The sequence below is a fragment of the Streptomyces sp. NPDC048001 genome (assembly GCF_043203115.1).
Classification (GTDB): Bacteria; Actinomycetota; Actinomycetes; order Streptomycetales; family Streptomycetaceae; genus Streptomyces; species Streptomyces sanyensis.
The window spans coordinates 28691-48946 of sequence record NZ_JBIDBN010000021.1 but is presented as its reverse complement, the minus strand read 5'-3'; the positions used below and the strand labels follow the sequence as shown (position 1 = coordinate 48946).

Sequence of the window (20256 nt, the reverse complement as noted above, 5' to 3'; positions counted from 1 at the left end):
CTTCGGTGGGAAGGACCGGGCGCTCAGAGGAGCGGACGGCCGGGGGTGAGGCGATGGCGTACGAGGCGCAGCCCTTCGGCCGCGTCCAGCCCCACGGCGGCCCCCCGCGCCCGGTCGAACAGCTCGACCGTGCCGGGGTCCAGAGGGCGGAACCCCTGCCCGGGGTAGCGGTAGCAGGCCAGCGCCCTCGCCTTGCGGGCGAGCTGGTCGGCGGTGGGAACGTAGAGCTGGGGCACGAACTGCGCGTGCCGCACGGTGCGGTGCTCGTTGGGGCCGAACTGCGCCAGCGCGGCGTGCGGCCAGCGGCGGGAGGAGGCGACGACCGCCCGGGCCACTCGGACATGGTCGCCGTGCGAGTCGCCGTCCCAGTGGCTGATGACGGTGTCGGGGTCGGTCCGCGCCACCAAGTCGTCGACCAGAGCGACCGCCCGGTACTCCGGCAGGTCCTCGACCTGGTCGTAGCGGCCGTCGCCGAGCCAGTGCAGCCGGTGCCCCAGGACCTCGGCGGCGGCCTCGGCGGCGGCGACGCGCCGCCGGCGGCGCCCGCGGTCGGCACCGTCGGCCGTCTCGGAGACGGTGAACAGGGCCACCGTCACCTGCGCCCCGCCGTCGGTGAGGCGGGCGATGGTGCCGCCCAGGGCGAGTTCGGCGTCGTCGGGGTGGGCCGCGACGATCAGGACGCGGGTCACGTCGAGCCCTTGCGGCCGGCGGCGAGCGCGGCCTCGAAGCGCCCCAGGAAGGAGCTGAACTCTGCCGCGGCAGGGCCGCCCGCCCGCTCCAGGGCCTCGTGCAGGCCCGGGCAGCGGTCGGCGAACACCGGGGCGCGCACCCCGGTCAGGTCGGCGCCGCGGACCGGGACCTTGACCCAGGTCGACTGGTACATCCCGGCGCCGGTCAGCTTGGCCCCGCTCAGGTCCGACTGGCTGAAGCGGCTGTACGCGCAGTTCGCGCCCCGCAGGTCCGCGTCCCGCAGGTCGGCGGCGAGGTACGCCTGGACCAGGGTGGCGTTCTCCAGCACGGCGCCGCGCAGGCTCATGGCGCGCGGCGGGTCGCCGGTGAGCATGGCCCGGTAGAGGTTGGCGCCGCGCAGGTCGGCCCCGGTGAGCCGGACGTCGCGGGCGCTCAGGCAGCGGCCGGTGAAGCCGGCCAGGTCGGCGCCGCTCAGGTCGCTCTCGACGAGGTGCAGGTTCTCGCCGTGCCCGCCGCGCAGCACCGCGCCCCGCAGGCTGCTGGAGGCCACCGACCCGCCTGTCAGGTGGGCCTCGGCCAGCAGCGCGCCGGGCAGGTCGCAGCGGCTGATCCGGGCGCCGCTGAGGTCGGCCCGGGTCAGGTCGGAGCCGGTCAGCACGGTCTCGGTGAAGTCGGCGTCGCGGGCGGCCAGTCCGGCGGCCTCGAGCCCGTCGGCCCGGACCTCGGACAGCCGCAGCCTCGGCAGCGACGCCCCGGCCAGCACCAGCCCGTCCGCGGCGGTCGGGCGCTGGAGGACCAGCCCCTCGCCGCTCGCGCCGCGCAGCGAGGTCTCGTGCAGGGAGGACTTGGTGACGGTGAGCTGGTCGACCAGGGCGCCGTCGAGGGCGGCGTGGTCCAGCAGGCACTCGTTGACCAGGGCGCCCTGGAGGTTGGCGGCCCGCGCGGAGCCGTCCGACAGGTCGCACTGGTAGAAGAAGGAGCCCGCCAGGTGGGCGCCGTCGAGGTGGGCGCCGCGCATGCTGCACCCGTGGAAGAGCGTGCCGGTGGCGTCCCGCAGGCCGGTGAGGTCCGCGCCGTCGAAGGCGCAGGTCTGCGCCGCCAGCGCGTGCACGTACGCCGAGCGCAGGCTGGCGCCCCGGAGGTCGGTGCGCTCCATGCCGGGGCAGACCATGGTGACTTCGGACAGGTCGGCCGAGACCAGCCGGGTGCTGTGCAGCACGGCCCGGTTCAGGGTCGCGCGGCGCAGGTCGGCCCCGCTCAGGTCGAGGCCGGTGAGGTCGGCCTCGGTGAGGTCCAGGCCGCGGCCGGTGGTGTCGATCAGGTGCTGGGTGGTCTCCGACAGCTCCTTGAGCAGCGTGGTGCGGTCGGTGCCGGTGGTCCCGGCGAGGCGGGTCAGCAGACCCGTGTGCGTGCTGTTGCTCATGCGATCGCTCCTGCGTCGTCGTGGTGGTGGATCAGTTCGCGGAGCCAGTCGGCGACGGCCGGCTCGGTGCCGGGCGGGACCGGCTCGTGCTCCATGACCAGCGCCGCCGGCCGGGTGCGGCGCAGCAGGCCGGGCAGGAGCGCGGGCAGGCCCAGGAAGCCCCCGGCCGGGGTGCCGCCGCGGTTGGCGGGCTCGTGCCCGTGGCGCGGGTAGCGGGCGGCGGTGGTCTCGTAGACGTGCATGCTGCGGACCCGGGTCCCGAAGAGGTCGGCGAAGCCGGCGGGCGCCGCGTGCTGCGGGCCCAGCAGGTGGGCGTGCCCGAGGTCGAGGCACAGGCCCAGCTCCGGGTGGCCGGCCAGCGCCCGGTGGTACTGCCGCGGGGTGCGCAGCAGCGGGTGGGCGGAGAGGTTCTCGACCAGCACGCTCACCCCGTGCTCCCGTGCCAGGGCGGCGGTGGCGGCCAGGAAGTCCTGTCCGGCCTGCTCGAACCCGTCCTGCGGGTACGGCGGGTAGGGGCTCGGGAAGTGCACGACGACGTGGAGGGCGCCCAGGTCCGCCGCGCAGCGCACGGTGGCCGCCGTCATCCGCAGGGCCGCCGCCGCCTCCCGCGGATCCGGGCCGGTGGGCGCGAACCGCCGGGGTGCGGCGGCGCCTTCGTACGGGACGGGGGTGTGCAGGGCCGGCCGGATGCCGTGCCGGGCGCAGAACCGTGCGATCCGGGGCAGCGCCGAGCCGGGGTAGCCGTAGAACTCGACCAGGTCGGGCCGGTAGGCGAGCAGCGCCGCGAAGTCGTCCCGGTCGGCGAGCGCGGCGGTGGAGACGCCGAGCAGGGTCACCCGGCCGCCTCCGTCCGGTCCGTGGCGTCCGCGGCCAGCCGCGCGGCGGCCGCCCGGTCGGTCTTGCCGGTCCGGCCCAGGGGCAGCTCCGAGACGAAGTGGACGCGTTCGGGCACGTGGTACGGCTCCAGGTGCAGTCGGCCGTGGGCCCGCAGCTCCTCCTCGGTGGGGTCGGCGCCGGGCGCGGGCACGCACACCAGGTGGACGCGCTCGCCGAGCATCGGGTCCGGCACCCCGACGGCCAGGCAGCCCGCGGTGCCCGGGTGGTCGGCGTAGGGCCGCTCCACCTCCAGCGGGGCGATCTTGACGCCGCCGCGGGAGATCAGCTGCCTGCGGCGGCCGACCAGCTCCACCATGCCGTCGGCGGGCCGGACCACGGCCAGGTCGCCGGTGCGCAGCCAGCCGCCGTCCACCGCGGCCCCGGTGGCCGCCGGGTCGTCCAGGTACCCGGTCATCAGGTACGGGGTGCGCAGGCACAGTTCGCCGGTCGTGCCGGGGACGGCGGGGAGCGGCGGGCCGTCCCCGGCGGCGATGCGGAACTCCACGCCCGGGCCGGGCCGGCCGATGGTGCCCGCCGCCGTGTCGTAGCGGTCGGGGGGGAGGACGAAGTCGGAGGTCGAGGTCTCGCTCAGGCCGTAGACGTCGGCGATGCCCGAGCCGGGCAGCGCGGCCCGCAGCCGCCGGCCCAGCCCGGCCGGCAGCGGCTCCCCGCCGGTGATCCAGGTGCCGGGCCCGCCGGACGCCCGCAGCGCGTCCCGCAGCCGCGGACCGGAGTCAGGCGTGCTCAGTTCCCGGTCGACCAGCCGCAGCATGCTGGGCACCACCGCGATCCGGTCGGTCCGCCCGGTGGCGAGCCGCGCCAGCACGGCCGGCGCGTGGAAGCGGGGCAGCAGGTGCAGGGTGCCGCCGGTGGCCAGGGTGAGCAGCGAGGTCCACTGCCCGAAGGTGAAGTTGAGCTGGAGGACTTGGAGGGCCTGGTCGTCGGGGCGGAACGGCAGCACCTGCTGGATGGCGCGCAGCTTGCCGGCCAGCGCCCGGTGCGAGAGGACGACGCCCTTGGGCCGGCCGGTGGTCCCGGAGGTGAACGCCACCAGCGCCTGCCGCGCGTCGAGTTCGCGCGGGGCGGGCGCCGACGCGGCCCCGGTCGTCCGGACGAGGTCGCCGGCGGGCCGCGTGCCGTCCAGGACCAGCCGGGCGCCGGTGCGTTCGGCGGTCTCGCGCAGCACCGCGTCCGGCGAGCTCCGGTGCACCGGGACGACCACGCCCCGGGCCTGCCAGACCGCCAGTTGGGCGGCTAGGTCGGCGGGGTCGTTGCCGACCCGGACGACGACGGGCCCGGCGGCGCGGTGCCCGGCCGCCGCCAGTGCGGCGCGCGACCGGGCGGCCTCGTCCGCCAGGGCGGCGTAGGTGAGGGTGCGGCCGCCCCCGGTCAGGGCGGGCCGGTCCGCGAACCGGTCGCAGGCGCCGGCCAGCAGCGCGTCGAGCCGCTCGTGGTCGGTGATCACGGTGCTGCTCCTTCCTGGAGTCGGGGGAGGGTCGGGGCGGGCGCGTCGGGCGGGGGTGCGGATCGGGCCGGCGCGGCGGGTGTGCCGCGTACGGTCCCGGGTCGGCCGGGTGTTCCCGGTGCGGATCCGGACCGGTCCGGGTCGGGTGCCCCGCCGGGCGCGGGTCCGGGGCGGGCGACGGGGTGGCACTGGTGGTCGCGCAGCCGTCCGGTGCCGCGCAGCGCCGTGATCAGCCGGTCCACCCCCAGCACCAGGCCGCCCAGGGGCGGCAGGCCGTGCTCCAAGGCGGCCAGGAAGCCCTCGTCGAGGACGGTGGCGTCCAGGCCCTGCGCCGCCCGGGCTGCGGCCTGGTCGGCGAACCGGCGCCGCTGCTCCACCGGATCGGTCAGCTCGGTGCAGCCCTGGCCGACGTCCAGCCCGCCGATCACCAGCGTCCACGTCTCGACGAGGGCCGCGTCCGCGCGGTGCGGGCGGGCCAGGATCGCCCCCTCGGCCGGGAAGTCGAAGACGAACGTCGGCCGCTCGATGAGGGGTTCGGCCAGCTTGCGGTAGAGCAGGTGCGCCAGGGCGCCGGGGCCGGTCCCGGCCGGCACCGCGATGCCGTGCCGCGCGGCGTGGGCCGCCAGCTCCCGACAGGGGGTCGAGGTGTCGACCGGCGTGCCGAGGGCCGCGCCGAGCAGGTCGTGGAACCGCTTCCGGGCGATGTCCGCAGGAGGGGTCCCCGGCCCGGCCAGGGCGCGCGCGACGGCGGTCACCAGGGCCTCGGCCAGCGCGGCGGCGTCCCGGTAGTCGCTGTGCACCGCGTAGGCCTCGCAGACGGTGAACTCCGGGAAGTGCAGCGCGTCGGCGCCCTCGTTCCGGAAGGCCCGGCCGATCTCGAAGACCCGGTCCAGCCCGCCGACCACCAGCCGCTTGAGGTACATCTCGGCGGTGCCCCGCAGGTGCAGCGGCAGGCCCCAGGCGTTCATGCGGGCGGTGAACGGGCGGGCCGTGCCGCTGGGCAGGGGGTGCAGCAGCGGCGTGTCGGCCTCGGTGAACCCCCGCCCGTACAGGCCCTCCCGCAGCGCCCGCAGCGCCGCGCCCCGGGCCTGCGCGCGCGCCGTCTCGGCGGGGTCCAGCAGCATCTGCCGGTAGCGGTCGCGGTGCGCGGCGCTCCGGCCGTCCGGCGCCCCCGCCGCGCTGCCGGGCCGGCCCGGCAGCGGCCGCAGCGCCTTCGCCGCCAGCGTGAAGTGCCGCACGGACACGGCCAGGGCGCCGCTGCCGGTGGTCACCAGCTCCCCGTCGACCACCACCAGGTCCCCCAGGTCGGTGCGTTCGCGCCAGGCGGCCCGCGGGCCGTCGGCACCGGCCCGGTCCCCGGCCAGCAGCACCTGGATCTCCTCGGCCCCGTCGCGCAGGGTGGCGAAGGCGACGGCCCGGTGCTCGCGGCGGCGCACGATCCGGCCGGCCACGCTCACCACCACGCCGGTCCGGGTGCTTGGCGGCAGCACGCCGTAGCGCTGCCGCAGGTCCGCGACGCGGGCGTCGACGGTCCGGGCCGGCGGGTACGGGTCGACCCCCGCCGCCAGCAGCGCCGCGCGCTTGGCCCGCCGGTCGGCCAGCTGGCCGCTCATGCCGCCGCCCCGGAGGTCCCCACCGTGGCGCCCGTACGGATCTGCTCGCGGCGGCGCACCGCGTCCTGGGCGAGCGTACGGACGGGGGTGTTCAGGCCCTGCGCCATCAGCGCGTCCCGGTAGCGCTCGCACTCGGCCAGCGTGCCCACGGCCAGCGTGAAGTCCTGGTGGTGCAGGGCCGAGACGATCAGCTCCAGCGCGTGCGGGAAGCCGATGCCCGGCAGTGCCGTCAGCATCGCCCCCACCAGGTTGTCGAAGGAGAGCTGGTTCGGGGAGGCGGCGATGTACACCGCGTGGTCCTGCGCCCCCGCCGACTCCCCCGACCGGTAGGGCTGCGGGTAGGTCGGACGCCAGAAGCAGGACGCCGGGTCCTCCCACATCGGCTGCGCCAGCTCCCGCAGCCGCCCGATGTCGCGCCAGGCGGCGGGCAGCAGCGCGCCGGGCGGGTAGGCCTGGGGCACGTCGCCGTAGTCGCCGAAGTCGGTGGAGAGCGTTCCGGCGCAGGTCGGGCAGTCGCCGGCGAACACGGACAGCTGGAGCTCGAACTCCCCGGTGTGGTCGGGGGCGTGCACGACGTTCCCGAAGGGCCCCAGCCGGTAGGCGGCCCGCACCGCGGACTTGGCCCGGTTCGCGCGGGTGAAGGCGTCCGGGCCGCGCACCAGCAGCACCTCCATCGGCCGCCCGCCGTACCAGAAGTCCAGCGACAGGTGCTCCAGCGGGTGCTCGCTGCGCCGGGTGTCCGCCCAGGCCCGGACGATCTCCTCCTCGCCGAGCAGCAGCCGGTGCCGGCACACGACGGTGAGGCCGGCCTCCTCGGCCGCCTCGACGACCGCCTGCTGGAGCTGCCGCTCCACCCCGTCCGGTTTGATCAGCAACAGGGAGTGGGTGCTCGACACTTGGCTCTCCTTTGGGGGAGTACACGTACGCGGGACGTCCTGACCCGGCCGAACGCGGGAACGGCGGACAACGGATTCCGATGATGCCGCCGAATTCTCTTTCCGTACATCAACGAATGGGCGCGGCACGTGCCGGCGCGGGGCGCTGAAAAGGGAACTCGAATTCGGTGGCGCAATCACGTGATCCGCATTTTCGTGATGCCCGGAATTATTGACAGAGTGAGGTCCGGCCGGTCAGATTGTTGATGTGCCGCCGGGGAGAACGCCCCGGCCGGAACATTTCGAATCACCATTTCTCTCAGAGGAGTTCATCATGAACCGCAACCACGTCGTCTCCATGCGTCCGCGTCTCGACAAGGTCAACGTCCGCACGGGCAAGTAATCGGCCTTACCTGTGAGGGGTGCCGTCGGAATTACCGTCCGGCGGCACCCCTGCCTGTCTCCCCGCCCTTTTCGCACGACGGGAAAAACATGACCCCCTCACCGACGCCCGACGTCCCCGTGGTCGTGCACCACGACCCGTCCCTGCGCACCACCAGCCTGTGCGTCGCGCTCGGATTCGGCGCCCGCCACGACCCGCCCGGCCTGGGCGGCGCCGCCCACCTGCTCGAACACCTCCTGATGTCCACGCCCCTGGGGAACGGGCCCTCGCTCAGCGAGCGCATCGAGGACCGCGGCGGCGACTGCAACGCCACCACCGGCCCCGAATCCCTGGTCATCCACGCCCAGGTGCTCACCGAGGACGCGGCCGACGTCGCCGAGTGGATCTGCCGCGCCGTGCTCGATCCCCAGTGGGACCGGGCCGACTTCGAGGGCGAACGCGACGTGGTCCTCCAGGAACTCGCCGCCGCCGACTCCGACGACGCGGACGCCGTCCAGGACGCCTTCTTCGCCCGGCTCTTCGAAGGACACCCGCTGGGCTCGCCGGTCGGCGGGCGCCCCGCGTCCGTCTCCGGGCTCACACTCGACTCGCTGCGCTCGGCGCACGCCCTCGCGTTGCGCACCGCCCCGATCGCCGTGGCCGCCGCCGGCGGCCTGCCCGAGGGCACCCTGCGCGAGGCGCTCGAGCGCGGCGGCCTCGGCCGCCAGGCCGGCCACCCGCTCCCCGACCCCCACTGCGGCTCGCTCGGCGGCATCCCCGCCCCGCCCGTCCCGCAGGACGTCGAGCAGTGGCCCGACTCCTTCTGCTGGCTGCTGGCCGGCGGTCGCGCACCGCACGCCGGCGACCCCCGCCGGCACGCCCACACCGTCCTCGCGCACCTCCTGGGCGGCAGCCCCGCCTCCCCGCTCTACGCCAGGATCCGCAACCAGGAGGCCCTGGCCTACGCGTTCCGCTCCTGGTCGCGCAACTACAGCGACTCCGGGGCCTGGCGGATGCTCGCCGGCTGCGAGCCGGACAACGCCCCCCGGCTGCTCGCCGCCTTCCGCGACGTGCTGCGCACCGTCGCCGAGGACGGGCCCCGCGAGCAGGACCTCGCGGCGGCCGTCCGCCGGGCGACGGTCGAGGCGGTCCGGGAGGCCGAGGCGCCGCTGGACCGGGCCATCGCCACCGCCACCCGGCGCATCCTGCACGACCGGGTCTGGGACGCGGAGGAGGAGATCGAGGCGCTCGCCGCCGTGACGGCCGCCGATGTCGCCCGGGCCGCCGCCGACCTCGGCGCCTCCCTGATCGCGGTCGTCCGCCCGGAGCCGAAGTGAGCCCGGCCCCCGGCGGCCCGCCGCCCTCCGGCAGCGGTCATGCGCCCGGAGCCGAAGGCACTCCGCCACCCGGCGGCCCGCCGCCGGCCTTCGGCGTCGACGACCGCTACCTGCGGGCCGCGGACGAGGCCGGCCTGCTCGACCGCGTCGACGGCCTGCCGGTGGTGGCGGGAGAGTACGTCGAACCGGTCAGCGGGGAACGGCAACTCCTGGTGGAGCACGCCGACCCGGCGCTCCTGGCCCGGGCGCCGAAGCTGCTCGAAGCCCTCTTCCGGCGCCACCCAGGCTGCACCTCCGCCGTCGTGCGCGTCCCTGCGCACCTGCCCGCGCCGCCCGGACTCCACCCCCTGCTCAGCTATCTGCGCCACACCCCGGGGCCGCCGCCCGGGGCGGCCCCCGTAGCCCTGCGCCTGACCGAGGCCGGCGCATCGGACGACGCCGCCGTCGGAGCGTGGCTCGAACGGGCGATCCGCCACGCCGGTGCCGACCGCGGCCGCACCGTCACGGACGCGGGCACCGACGAAGCCGTCCGGGGCCTGCTCGACGCCCCCGACCGGCGCTCCTACCTGGTACGGCACCCCGGCGCGCCCGCGGCGATCGGGCACGCCACCGTCCTGACCGACGCCCACGACGACGTCAGCGGCACCGAGTTCGTGGACCTGGTGGACATCCTCGTCGAGGACGACGCACTGCGCCGGGCCGCGACCGCACACCTGGTGGCGGCCTGCGCCGCGACCGCCGCCGCCCTGGGCAGGCCGCTGATCGGCAACGTCACCCATCCCGTCGACGCCGCGGGCCGCGAACGCGCCGCCCGGGTCGTGGCCGCCCTGCGCCGCCAGGGCTGGACCCCGACCCACGGCTACGCGCACGCCCCCCGCCCCTGACCACCGCGCCGGGGGCCGACCTCCGGCGCCCCGCGGCCCGCCACGGCCGCCGCCCCTGACCACCCGGCTCCGAGGAGTCCTCGTATGACAGCGGACCACCGCTCCGACTTCCCGCTCACTCTCGGCCTCCTCCACGAGCTGCTGGAGGTCGACACCGCACTCCCCGTCCGGCGCCTGCTCCAGGCCGCCCGCCAGGTGCGGGGCGTCCTGGCCCCGCTGATCCTGTCCCTGGCCGAGCGCGAGGGCACCCCCATGGGCACCGGCGCCCGCGACGAACTCGCCCGCATGCACCGGCGCGCGGCGACCTACCGCCGGCTGGCCGAGGAGACCGCCCGCGTGCCCGGCGCCCGCGTCGTCAAGGGACCGTCGCTGGCCCGCCACTACCCCGAAGGCACCCTGCGCGCCCTGGGCGACCTCGACGTCGTCGTACCCTCCGAAACCGCCCTGTGGCAGGTCCTGGCCCTCGCCCTGGACCACCACGACAGCGACGAGGCCGAACTCACCCACCTCGACGACCGGGGACGGCCCCACCTCTACGCCGGCCTGTGGTGGCCCGGCGAGGACCCGCTGCTCGACCCCGACCACGGCCTCGAGGTGACCACCTTCGCCTTCGCCGGCGACGGCGAAGGCGTCCCGCTGCGCGCTGCGCTGCCCGGCGACCAGGTCCTCGCCGATGTCCTCTCCCTGGCCGAGGAGCGCTTCCAGCGCCCCTACACCGTCAAGGACGTCCTCGACCTGGTCTGCGTCATGACCTCACCCGCCGCCCCGGACCCCCGGGAACTGGCCGCCGCCGCCGAGCGGTTCGCCCTCGCCCCCGAACTGCTCGCCCTGTGCGAGCGCGTGCGCGCCACGCCCCCGCTGGCCACCGCCGTCCCCGACGAACTGGTGGCGGGACTGCGCGGCCCGGCCGAGGCAGAGCTGCGCCGCCGCACCGGGACGCAGCCCGCCCCCGCCCGCCGCCTCTACGGCATGCAGCTGACCTCACCGCTGCGCCGCGGCGAAGGCCACCGCAGCACCGAACACCGCTGGAGCGAGGGAGCCATCAGCCGCACACCGGTCGGCGACTTCCTGCTCGTCCCCGGCGAGCTGGTCGACCCCGCCCTGCACGCCGACGCCCTGGAACGGCTGGCCGCGCTGGCCCCCTGGCCGCTGCGGCCCGCCCCCCGACAGGAGGCCTGAGCCGTGGCCGTCATCGAAGTCGAAGGGCTGACCCGCACCTTCCGGGCCCGTCGGGGCCACCAGGTCACGGCCCTCGACCACGTCGGCCTCGAGGTCGGCCAGGGCGAGGTGCTCGGCCTGCTCGGGCCCAACGGCGCGGGCAAGACAACCCTCTCCCGGATCCTCACCACCCTGCTCGTCCCCACCTCGGGCACCGCCCGGGTGGCCGGCTTCGACGTCGTGGAGCGCCCGCGCGAGGTGCGCCGCCGCATCGGCCTGGTGCTCGGCGGCGACCGGGGCCTGTACGGCCGCCTGACCGCCCGCCAGAACCTGCGCTACTGGGCCGCCCTCCAGGGCCTGGACCCCCGGGCCGTGCGCCGGCGCACCGAAGAGGTCCTCGAACTCCTGGGCCTGGCCGCGCGCGCCGACGACCGGGTCGAGACCTTCTCCCGCGGCATGGTCCAGCGCGTCCACCTGGCCCGCGCACTGCTCGGCGAGCCGGACGTCCTGGTCATGGACGAGCCGACCAACGGCATGGACCCGCACGCCGGCGCCGGCTTCCGCGCCCTGGTCCGCACCCTGCGAAGCAACGGCACGACCATCGTCCTGACCACCCACGACATGCAGGAGGCACAGGCCCTGTGCTCCCGCGTCGCCCTGATCGACCACGGCCGCATCCTGCGGATCGGCTCCGCCACCGAACTCCTCGCCGGCCTGCGCGCCCCCCGCACCCTGACCGCCGAGGGCGTGAAGGCCGACACCGCCGCACGCATCGCCGCACTCCCCGGCAGTGCCACCACCGATGCCGAGGGCAACCTCACGGCCCGCCCGGCCGACGACGAGAGCCTGGCCCAGGCCCTGCTGCTGCTCGCCCAGGCCCGCGCCGAGTCCATCGCGGTCGCCGCCCCGGGACTCGCGGAGGTCTACCGGACCGTCATCGAGGACCGGGAGTTCACCCTGTGATCGCCGCCGCCGCGCGGGCCCAGGGCGTGATCCTGGTCCGCTCGCCGGGGATGCTCGCCACCCTGGCCGTGATCCCGCTGTACTCGCTGGTCTTCTTCCACTTCCTGCGCAGCCACGACCGCGCCGACCTGGCCACCACCGTCGCGCTCACCGCGTTCGTCATGAGCCTGTGGTCCCACGCGGTGTTCGTCGCGGCCGAAACCGTCGGCGACGACCGGTCCGACGGCACCCTGGAGCTGTCGCTGCTCACCCCGGAGCGCTACCTCCTGGCCCTGGCCGTGCGCACCTTCACCACCACCCTGCTCGCGCTGCCGGTGCTGCTCGAGGTCGTCCTCATCGGCCGGTGGGTGTTCGGCCTCGACGTGGCCCTGCGCAGCCCCGTCACCGCGCTGGCCGTCACCGTCCTGCTGATCGCCGGCTGCGCCAGCGCCGCCCTGCTGGTCAGCGCGCTGATGATCACCGCCCGCGGGGCCCGCACCCTGCAGAACTCCCTGACGTACCCCTTCTACCTGCTGGGCGGCCTGATCCTGCCCGTCGACCGGCTGCCGGGCCCGGCCGACTCCCTGGCCAAGGGGTTCTTCCTCTCCTGGGGGACCGACCTGCTGCGCGACGCTGCCGCCGGCCCGGTCCCGCACCTGGCACTGCGCCTGGCGGTGCTGTGCGCCCTGATCCTGGCCCAGACCCTGCTGGGCGCGTACCTGCTGCGCCGCGTCCTGGCCTCCGTACGCAGCGGAAAGGTGGTCCTCCATGACTAGCCGCCCCGCCCCGGCACCGCTGACCAGGCGCTCGGCGGGGGCCGTGCTCCACCTCGTCGGCTACGGGGCCCTCGCCGCGTACCAGGACTACCGGGCCATGTTCACCTGGCGCTCCTGGCTCGGCGGCTGGGTGGTCCGGCTGCTGTGCCAGGTGCTCTTCTTCGCCAACCTCGGCCAGCTCCTGGGCTCCCCGGAGCAGCAGGGCCACCTCGCCCTGGGCAACGCCGTCGTCCTCGGCCCGCTGGGCGCCCTGGGCGTGGTCACCTCCACCGTCGGCGAACTCCGCTCGGGCACGCTGCAGTTCCTGCTGATCAGCCGCACCCCGCCGTTCCTCGCCCTGGCCTCGCGCGGCCTGCACTGGGTCACCGACGGCCTGCTGACCTCGACCGTCGCCCTGCTGACCGTGCACCTGCTGCTACCCGTCCCGCTCCACTGGGCGGCCCTGCCCGCGATCCTGGGCGTCAACGTCCTGATGACCTTGGGCGTCTACTGCCTGGCCCTGTGCCTGTCCGGGATCGCGCTGCGCAAGCCCGAATGGCGGATGTACCTGACCGTCGCCACGACCATCACGCTCCTGCTGGTGGCCGGCGTGAACACCCCCGTACCGAGCAGCGGGCCGCCTGCCCTGGTCGCCGCCGTGCTGCCGGTGAGCCACGGACTGGCCGCCGTACGCCAGTTGGCCCTGGACGGCACGCTGCCGGTGACCCTGGTGCTCCAGGAGGCGCTCGTCCTCGCGGGATGGGCCGCGGGCGGCTTCCTGCTGCTCACCCGCGGCCTGCGGCACACCGTCCGGTCCGGCGCCCTCAGCCTGCGCTGAGGGCGGCCCGGATCAGGCCCGGAAACCCAGCTGGGAGGCGAGCACAGCCAGCTGCGTCCGGTTGCGGGTACCGGTCTTCTTCCGCAGGTGGCGCAGGTAGGTGTCGACGGTGTGCCGGCTGATGCCCAGCCGTTTCGCTATGGAGCAGTAGGTGTCGCCGCCGGAGAGGAGGGCGAGCACCTGCTGCTCGCGGGGCGTGAAGCTGGGAGTGGCAGCGGTGCTGTCGGTCATGACGGACTCCTGTGTCGGATCGCGGACGTACGGGCCGATGGGGGGCAGGCGCGTCTCAGCCGCCCCAGGAGGTGTCCTCGCACTCCGGGTTGTACGAGCAGTTCGCCGCGACCGTGCGCGTCACGTCGGCCGGGTGCCCGGCTGTCCGGACCGGCTCCGCCACCCCCGCGGTGGCGGAGCAGACGGCGGTCAGCACCACGGCCAGCACGAGCCGGACGGGCAGGGAGGGGCGCTTCATCTTCATGGGGGGGGTGTTCCTTCTCTCCCGGCTTCCGGGCCGGGGGTCGGTTCCTGACAGGGACCAGACTGTCGTGTCCGCGCTCCGCGAACGACCGTTCACCCCCTCATCAAAGCGCCTGGCACGAAGACGACGGGCGGCATAACGGATCTTTCGTCATATCGCAGGCTCGTGTGGCCCGTCGGACATCCGCCGGCGGTCCGGAAGCCGGTCCTCCAGGCCCGGCGCTGCCGGCAGCAGCAATAAGAATCCAGCCATGGAAGGGCCGATCCGCCCGCTCGAGGGGCCCTCGAACCGCCCGCCCGCCGCTCCGGCATCCGGATGCACGGAACCGGGAGGCCGACCCGCCGCGGACAGACCCGTGCGGCGTCCCGTCCCCCCACCTCCTATTCTGTTCGCCTTGACCACAGGGCCGTCCCTCCGGACGGCCCTGGCAGAACGGGTGGGGGACGCCGGCCATGGGACTGGACGACACGCTGGCGGCGGCCGGCGAACTACAGGACTCGGACATCGCCGTGTACGCCTGGGTGCTCGAACACGGCGCCGCGTCGGTCGACGCCGTCGCCGCGCGGACCGGAGCGGACGCCGGGGAGGGTGCCGCCGCCGTCGGGCGCCTGCTGAGGCTGCGGCTCCTCCAGCAGCACCCCGGCGAGCCCGCCACCGTCTTCGCCGTGGCACCCGAGACCGCGGCCGCCCAGCTCGCCGCCCCCATCGAGGCCGAGATCCTCCAACAGCGGCAGAAGCTCTCCGGCATCCGCAGGGAACTGCTGCGCGCCGCCCCGACCTACGACAGCCGACGCTCGGCCGCCGGGGCGGTCGAGGTCCTGGAGAACCTCCACCTGGTGCGCGAGGCCCTCGCCCGGGCCTCCGAACGCTGCTGCGAGGAGATCATCGCCAGCCAGCCCGGCGGCGGTGCCCGCGTCCCCGAGGCGATGGAGGAAGCCCTCGTCCGCGACCGGGCCGTCCTGGAGCGCGGCGTCCGGCTGCGCACCCTCTACCACCACACGGCACGCTTCAACGGCCCCAGCCAGGCCTACGTCGCCGCCGCCTCCGCCCTCGGCGGCGAATACCGGACGGCCCACGAACTCTTCGGCCGCCTCATCGTCTTCGACCGCGAGACCGCCTTCATCCCCGTCCAGGACGACAGCTGGGGGGCCGTCCTCATCCGCGAACCCTCCACCGTCGCCTACCTCTGCGAGATCTTCGAGCAGACCTGGGACCGGGCCACCCCCTTCACCGCCGCGGTCGGCCAGCAGCTCGAGACGGTCTCCCGCGAGATCCACGAGACGATCGTCCGGCTGCTCGCCGCCGGCCTCAAGGACGAGGCGATCGCCCGCCGCCTGGGCATGTCCCTGCGCACCGCCCGCCGCCACATCGCCGACATCATGGGCAACCTGGGCGCCGAGAGCCGCTTCCAGGCCGGCGTCCGCGCCGCGGTCCAGGGCCTCCTGGACGCCGGCGGGCCGGACGGACCCCTCGTCCCCTCCTGACCCCGCCCCGGTCCCGGAGCCCGTTCCCGCCCGGTCCCCTTCCGGAGCGCCCGAGCGGCCGCGGGAACAATTCTTCGTGACTGTCCGGACGGCCCGACGTGCGGAATGCTGGGCACACGCAGCCGCGCGGGCTGCGGACCCGCGCGCCCACCCGTCCGGACCCACCCCAGGAGCCCCATGTTCAGCGCGTCATCGGCAGCCGGGGGCGCCCCGCCCCACGTGCGCGAACTGGCGCAGTTCCTCGCCGTGTGCGACGGCCGGGAGCCCGCCATCCTGTGGCCCGAGCAGGACCACGCGCGCGACGGCCGCGACGCCGCCGCCCGCGCGAGCGAGACCCGCGAACTCGCCCGGCTGACCGGCCTGCACCCCTCCCTCGCCTGCCATCTCGCCGACGTCGAAGGCCCCCGGTGCAGCTCCGCCGGCTCCGCCGACTGCCTCCTGGTCCAGCAGACCGAAGGCGCCGGCTCCTTCCTGCTGCCCGCCGGTCCGTCGGGCGAGCCCTCCTTCTCCTGCCGCCTGCGCTCCGGCGAGGTGCTGTACGTGCCCCCCGGGCGCGGCTGGCGGGCCGACCTCACCCCCGGCGCCCGGCTGCTGCTCATCAGCCTGGCGCCCGGCGGCCCGTACGGCCACCACCCCGTGTAGCCCGCCCCGGAGCCGTCGACCGGGTACCCGGGCACCGGAGCCGACAGGACAGCCGCCGTACGCGTCCCGCCTCGTACCGGACCCGCCCGACGCGCCGACCGAACCGGTGGGCCGGCGCTCCGACCGCCGACCGGCCACGCGACTGGCCCTTGCTCCGGTCGAACGGTGCTGGTCATGCAGATCGATGCCGTCCACCCGACCGGGCCCGGGGGACGCGGATGTACGCGAAGAGGTGCGTCCCGCTTCCCCGGCCCAGGTCGAGACGACGGGACACGCACCGGAACAGCGGCTCAGGGAGTCTGCCGTCGCAGACCTCGCCGTCCACCCCGTACTGGGCCGCCCCAGGACGAGGACTTCCCGAGCTGCCCCTGGAAGGCGCGGGATACGCGAGCACGTCGTGCGTGGCCCCGTGTCGGAGGTGCACGAGGGTGGCGGCCGGGAGCCGGTCGACCGAGACCAGCCGGTGCCTCGCGCCGGCGCCCACGGCCCGCTTCCGCGGCCCGGACGCAAGCCTGGCCCGGTGCCGCTCATGCCACAACGGGCCGGCTCGCACACGAGTTCAGCCGTCACATCAGCCGACAGGCCCGCGATCCACCGATCGCTGCTGATCGCTGCACGAGACGCGTGCCCCACCACACGACCATGATCGACGATCAGGGGCTCGGCACCTCGCCCCCCACCATGCACGAACTCGTCGGGTCTGACGTTCGCATCACCGACAGCACGACCTGTGCCGCGAGTCGGGACTCAGGGGACTTCACCGATCGAGACCGTCGCCGGATCCCAGCCCCGCCGCGGCACCGACGCCAGCAGCAGCCGTGTGTAGGCGTCGGCCGGAGCGCTCAGCACCTCGCGTGTCGGCCCGTGCTCGACGACGGTGCCGCGCCGCATCACCAGGACCTCGTCCGTGATGTGCTCCACCACCGCCAGGTCGTGGCTGACGAAGACGAGCGCGACCCCGGTGTCCTGCCGGATCTCGGCGAGAAGGTGCAGGATCTGGGCCTGGATCGACACGTCGAGGGCCGCGACCGCCTCGTCCAGGACGAGGATCGCGGGGTCCACGGCGAGGGCCCGGGCGATGGCCAGGCGCTGGCGCTGGCCGCCCGACAGTTCGTGCGGGCGGGCCTGCGCCTCCCGGCTGCCCAGGCCGACCCGGTCGAGGAGCGTGCCGACCCGGGCGTCGGCCTCGGGGTGGCCGTGCAGGCGCAGGGCCGTGCGCAGGCACTGACGGGCGGTGAGCCGGGGGTCGAGGGAGAGGTACGGGTCCTGGAAGACCATCTGCATCTCGCGGGCGCGGGCGAGACGATCGCGCCGGGAGGCGAGGCGCCGGCCGGCCGCGCGATCCCTGCCGTCGACCGCGACGGTGCCCCGGTCGGGGCGGGCGAGGCCGACGAGCATGCGGGCGACGGTGCTCTTCCCGGAGCCCGACTCCCCCACGATGCCGATGGATCCGCCCCGGTCGAGGGTGAAGGAGACCTGGTCGGCGGCGGTCAGCCGGCCGCCACCGGGGAGCCGGTACGTCTTGGTCACCGCGTCGACCGCCAGCAGCGGGGCCTGTGGCGACGGGATCCGGTCGTCGGCCTTCACCGGGTGCTCCTCACGGCCGGTGCGGCCGGTGGTAGGGCGGGGGCGGCGGCCGCCGCCGGGTCGGGCAGGTCGGTGAGGCGCCGGCAGGCGGCCGTGCCCCCGCCCTCGACGGCCACGGACTCCGGGCGCCAGGAGTCGCAGTCGGGTTCGCTGTGCGGGCACCGGGCGGAGAACGGGCAGCCGGTGAAGCTCTCCGCCAGGGAGGGCGGGCGCCCGGGGATCGGCAGCAGGGCGCGCGGGGTCTCGCCCAGTTCCGGCGAGCAGGCGAGCAGTCCCCGGGTGTAGGGGTGCCGGGCGTGCTCGAAGAGACGTTCCGCCCGCTGTTCCTCCACGACACGGCCCGCGTACATGACGTGGACGCGGTCGCAGTAGGCGGCGGCGAGGTGCAGGTCGTGGGTGATGAAGACCAGGCCCAGTCCGCGTTCGTCGCGCAGCCGCCGCAGCAGGGCGAGGATGCCCGCCTGGGTGGTGACGTCGAGGGCGCTGGTGGACTCGTCGGCGAGCAGCAGCCGGGGCTCGGCGGCCAGCGCGCCGGCGATGACGACGCGCTGGAGCATGCCGCCGGACAACTCGTGCGGGTACTGGCGGACGCGGCGTTCCGGGTCGGCCAGGCCGACGGTGTCGAGGAGTCCGACGGCCCGGCGGCGGGCGGCGCGCCTGTCGGTGGTGCCGGTGTGCAGGAGCCGTTCGGTGAGGAAGTCCCCGACGCGGCGGACCGGGTTGAGGGCGGAGCGGGGATCCTGGTGGACCATGGCGACCGTGCGGGCGCGGTGCCCGCGCAGTTCGGCGTCGGACATGGACAGCACGTCGGCGCCGTCGAGCAGCACCTTGCCGTGGGCCCGTGCCCCGTCGGGCAGGATGCGCAGGGCGGCCTTGGCGGTGGTGGACTTGCCGGAGCCGGACTCGCCGACGAGGCCGACGATCTCACCGGCGCCGACGCGCAGGGAGACGTCCTCGAGCACGGGGCGGGCGGCGCCGGGCAGATGCAGGGTCAGGTTCTCGATGTCGAGCAGCATGGTGCGCTACCTCCTGGCGCCGAGCCGGTCGGCGGCCCGGACGCCGACCATGTTGAAGGCCACCACGACGGCGGCGATGGCGGTGCCCGGGACGAGGGCGGGCAGCAGGGCGCCCTGGACGATCGCGGCCTGTCCCTCCTGCACCATCAGCCCCCAGTCGGAGCTGGGCGGCTGGGCGCCGAAGCCGAGGTAGCTGAGGGTGGCGAGGCTCATCAGGGCCTCGCCGAACAGCACCACGAGGTAGCCGACGACGGAGCGGGCGAGGTTGGGCACGAGGTGGGCGACGCAGATGCGCAGTCCGCTCATGCCCTGGACGCGGTAGGCGTCGATGTAGGGCTTGGAGCGTTCGCCGAGGGCCACGCTGCGGGTGTACTTGGCGATGGTCGGGGCGAAGGCGAGCCCCAGGGCGATCACCGAGGTGGTGATGCCGGCGCCGAACACGGCGATGATCAGGACGACGAAGAGCAGCCCGGGGAAGGCGTACATGACGTCGGTGATCCGGGACACCAGGGCGTCGACCCAGCCGCCGCGCCAGGCGGCGAGGGTGCCGAGGGCGACACCGAGGACGCCGGCGAGCAGGAGCAGCAGCAGGGGTGCGACCAGGCTGGTGCGGGCCCCGTACAGGACGCGGGAGAGCAGGTCCTGGCCGGAGGCGTCGGTGCCGAGGAGGTGGTCGCCGCCGGTTCCGGCCAGGGAGGCCGACAGGTCGACGGCGTCGGGTGCGTAGGGGGCGAGCAGGGGGGCCAGGGCGGCGGCGAGGACCACCAGGCCGAGGAAGCCGGCGGCCGAGATCACGGCCCAGGGGCGGCGGGCGCGGGGTGGCGCGGGGGTCGGGAGGGCGCCGACGGGGACGGCGGTCATACGGGGCTCCTCACGGCCTTGAGCCGGGGGTCGAGCACGGGGTGGACGAGGTCGACGACGCTGGTGACCACGATGTAGGAGGTGACCATCAGCAGCAGGACCGCCTGGGCGACGGGGAAGTCGTGGCTGTTGATGGCGCCGACGAGCAGGGAGCCGATGCCACTGAGGCCGAAGACGGTCTCGATGGCGACGGTTCCGGCGAGCATGCCCGCGGTGACCAGGCCGCACATGGTGACGATGGGGCCGAGGGCGTTGCGCAGGACGTGGCGGCGGACGATGTGGCGTTCGGGCAGTCCGGCGGCGCGCGCGACGGCCACGTGGTCGGCGGTGCCGGCGTCGACCATGGCCTGGCGGGTCACTCGGCTGACGACGGCCAGTGCGCCGAGTGCCATCGCCGTGGCGGGCAGGGTCAGGTGGTGGACCGTTCCGGCGAACCCGCTGCCGCTGCCGCTGACCGGGAACCAGCCGAGCCGGACGCCGAAGACCGCGACCAGCGCGATCCCCCCGACGAAGGACGGGACGGAGGCGGCGAGGGTGGTGCCGCCCACGACCGCGGAGTCGATCCAGGTGCCGCGGCGGACCGCGGCCAGCACCCCGGCGCCCACGCCCAGCAGGACGAACAGCACGGTGGCGTAGCCGACCAGTGCGAGGGTCGTGGGCAGCCGGGAGGCCAGCAGGTCGGAGACCTGGTCGCTGTACTTCAGGGAGCGCCCGAGGTCGAGGTGGAGGCAATCCCAGAGCCACCGGCCGTACTGGACGACCATGGGCTCGTCCAGGTGGTACCGGGCCCGGACCTCGGCCAGCCTTTCGGGGGTGAGCTTGTCCCGGCCCCCCGCCAGGAAGACGGCGGGGTCACCCGGGGCCGCGTACACGGCGGCGAAGATCACGAAGGACGAGGCGAGCAGTGTCGCGACGATCCCCGCGAGCCGTCGGCCGATGGCGACGATCATGGT

At 75.3% G+C, this 20256-nt stretch carries 20 protein-coding genes; 8 read left to right on the top strand and 12 right to left on the bottom strand.

What is annotated here, in order from left to right:
* Positions 1–23: 23 nt before the first annotated feature.
* Genes ACGF15_RS28485 through ACGF15_RS28460 form a run of 6 tightly spaced genes read right to left on the bottom strand, consistent with a single transcriptional unit; the run spans position 24 to position 6963 of the window.
* Positions 24–689: a PIG-L deacetylase family protein gene (locus tag ACGF15_RS28485; protein WP_362607667.1), complete on the bottom strand. Its 666-nt coding sequence runs from the start codon at positions 687–689 to the stop codon at positions 24–26.
* Positions 686–2113, bottom strand: a complete 1428-nt coding sequence (locus ACGF15_RS28480; RefSeq protein ID WP_362607669.1) for a pentapeptide repeat-containing protein — start codon at positions 2111–2113, stop codon at positions 686–688. The genes ACGF15_RS28485 and ACGF15_RS28480 overlap by 4 nt, the downstream gene beginning before the upstream one ends.
* Positions 2110–2949, bottom strand: a complete 840-nt coding sequence (locus ACGF15_RS28475; protein WP_392803109.1) for a sugar phosphate isomerase/epimerase family protein — start codon at positions 2947–2949, stop codon at positions 2110–2112. The genes ACGF15_RS28480 and ACGF15_RS28475 overlap by 4 nt, the downstream gene beginning before the upstream one ends.
* Entirely contained in the window at positions 2946–4454 is a 1509-nt protein-coding gene (locus ACGF15_RS28470) for a fatty acid--CoA ligase family protein (protein WP_362607673.1), read from the bottom strand. The genes ACGF15_RS28475 and ACGF15_RS28470 overlap by 4 nt, the downstream gene beginning before the upstream one ends.
* Positions 4451–6067, bottom strand: coding sequence for an amino acid--tRNA ligase-related protein (locus ACGF15_RS28465; RefSeq protein ID WP_392803106.1), 1617 nt, complete (start codon positions 6065–6067; stop codon positions 4451–4453). Before ACGF15_RS28465 ends, ACGF15_RS28470 begins: the two co-directional genes overlap by 4 nt.
* Complete coding sequence (locus tag ACGF15_RS28460) at positions 6064–6963, bottom strand: hypothetical protein (RefSeq protein WP_392803103.1); 900 nt, start codon at positions 6961–6963, stop codon at positions 6064–6066. The genes ACGF15_RS28465 and ACGF15_RS28460 overlap by 4 nt, the downstream gene beginning before the upstream one ends.
* Before the next feature lie 471 nt (positions 6964–7434).
* Between ACGF15_RS28460 and ACGF15_RS28455 the strand changes: the two genes are divergently transcribed.
* The 6 genes from ACGF15_RS28455 (at position 7435) to ACGF15_RS28430 (ending at position 13238) form a co-directional block, all read left to right on the top strand.
* Positions 7435–8661, top strand: coding sequence for a M16 family metallopeptidase (locus ACGF15_RS28455; protein ID WP_392803100.1), 1227 nt, complete (start codon positions 7435–7437; stop codon positions 8659–8661).
* The gene (locus tag ACGF15_RS28450) at positions 8658–9545 is read left to right on the top strand and encodes a hypothetical protein (protein WP_392803097.1); all 888 of its coding nucleotides are present in this window, start codon (positions 8658–8660) and stop codon (positions 9543–9545) included. Before ACGF15_RS28455 ends, ACGF15_RS28450 begins: the two co-directional genes overlap by 4 nt.
* An 84-nt stretch (positions 9546–9629) precedes the next feature.
* Positions 9630–10724, top strand: coding sequence for a hypothetical protein (locus tag ACGF15_RS28445; RefSeq protein WP_392803094.1), 1095 nt, complete (start codon positions 9630–9632; stop codon positions 10722–10724).
* A gap of 3 nt (positions 10725–10727) precedes the next feature.
* Positions 10728–11666 (top strand): ABC transporter ATP-binding protein, encoded by a 939-nt coding sequence (locus ACGF15_RS28440; protein WP_345608059.1) that lies wholly within the window; start codon positions 10728–10730, stop codon positions 11664–11666.
* Positions 11663–12421, top strand: coding sequence for an ABC transporter permease (locus ACGF15_RS28435; protein ID WP_392803091.1), 759 nt, complete (start codon positions 11663–11665; stop codon positions 12419–12421). Before ACGF15_RS28440 ends, ACGF15_RS28435 begins: the two co-directional genes overlap by 4 nt.
* Positions 12414–13238, top strand: a complete 825-nt coding sequence (locus ACGF15_RS28430) for a hypothetical protein (protein WP_345608063.1) — start codon at positions 12414–12416, stop codon at positions 13236–13238. Before ACGF15_RS28435 ends, ACGF15_RS28430 begins: the two co-directional genes overlap by 8 nt.
* A 12-nt stretch (positions 13239–13250) precedes the next feature.
* Here ACGF15_RS28430 and ACGF15_RS28425 read toward each other — a convergent pair whose 3' ends face one another.
* Together ACGF15_RS28425 and ACGF15_RS28420 are read right to left on the bottom strand one after the other, a co-directional pair.
* A complete protein-coding gene (locus tag ACGF15_RS28425; RefSeq protein ID WP_345608065.1) occupies positions 13251–13469 on the bottom strand; it encodes a helix-turn-helix transcriptional regulator in 219 nt (72 codons plus the stop codon).
* A gap of 55 nt (positions 13470–13524) precedes the next feature.
* Positions 13525–13713, bottom strand: coding sequence for a hypothetical protein (locus tag ACGF15_RS28420; RefSeq protein ID WP_345608067.1), 189 nt, complete (start codon positions 13711–13713; stop codon positions 13525–13527).
* Positions 13714–14165: 452 nt separating this feature from the next.
* Between ACGF15_RS28420 and ACGF15_RS28415 the strand changes: the two genes are divergently transcribed.
* Positions 14166–15197, top strand: coding sequence for a helix-turn-helix transcriptional regulator (locus ACGF15_RS28415; RefSeq protein ID WP_345608069.1), 1032 nt, complete (start codon positions 14166–14168; stop codon positions 15195–15197).
* Positions 15198–15374: 177 nt separating this feature from the next.
* On the top strand, positions 15375–15839 hold the full coding sequence (locus ACGF15_RS28410) for a hypothetical protein (RefSeq protein WP_362607691.1): 465 nt from the start codon (positions 15375–15377) through the stop codon (positions 15837–15839).
* Between the two features lie 747 nt (positions 15840–16586).
* Here the strand turns inward: ACGF15_RS28410 and ACGF15_RS28405 are convergent.
* From ACGF15_RS28405 to ACGF15_RS28390, 4 genes are read right to left on the bottom strand one after another with little or no spacing between them, the layout of a single operon-like run.
* Complete coding sequence (locus ACGF15_RS28405; RefSeq protein WP_392803084.1) at positions 16587–17426, bottom strand: ABC transporter ATP-binding protein; 840 nt, start codon at positions 17424–17426, stop codon at positions 16587–16589.
* Positions 17423–18442, bottom strand: a complete 1020-nt coding sequence (locus ACGF15_RS28400) for an ABC transporter ATP-binding protein (protein WP_345608076.1) — start codon at positions 18440–18442, stop codon at positions 17423–17425. Before ACGF15_RS28400 ends, ACGF15_RS28405 begins: the two co-directional genes overlap by 4 nt.
* A gap of 6 nt (positions 18443–18448) precedes the next feature.
* On the bottom strand, positions 18449–19303 hold the full coding sequence (locus ACGF15_RS28395) for an ABC transporter permease (RefSeq protein ID WP_392803079.1): 855 nt from the start codon (positions 19301–19303) through the stop codon (positions 18449–18451).
* Entirely contained in the window at positions 19300–20253 is a 954-nt protein-coding gene (locus ACGF15_RS28390; protein ID WP_362607698.1) for an ABC transporter permease, read from the bottom strand. The genes ACGF15_RS28395 and ACGF15_RS28390 overlap by 4 nt, the downstream gene beginning before the upstream one ends.
* Between the last annotated feature and the right edge of the window lie 3 nt (positions 20254–20256).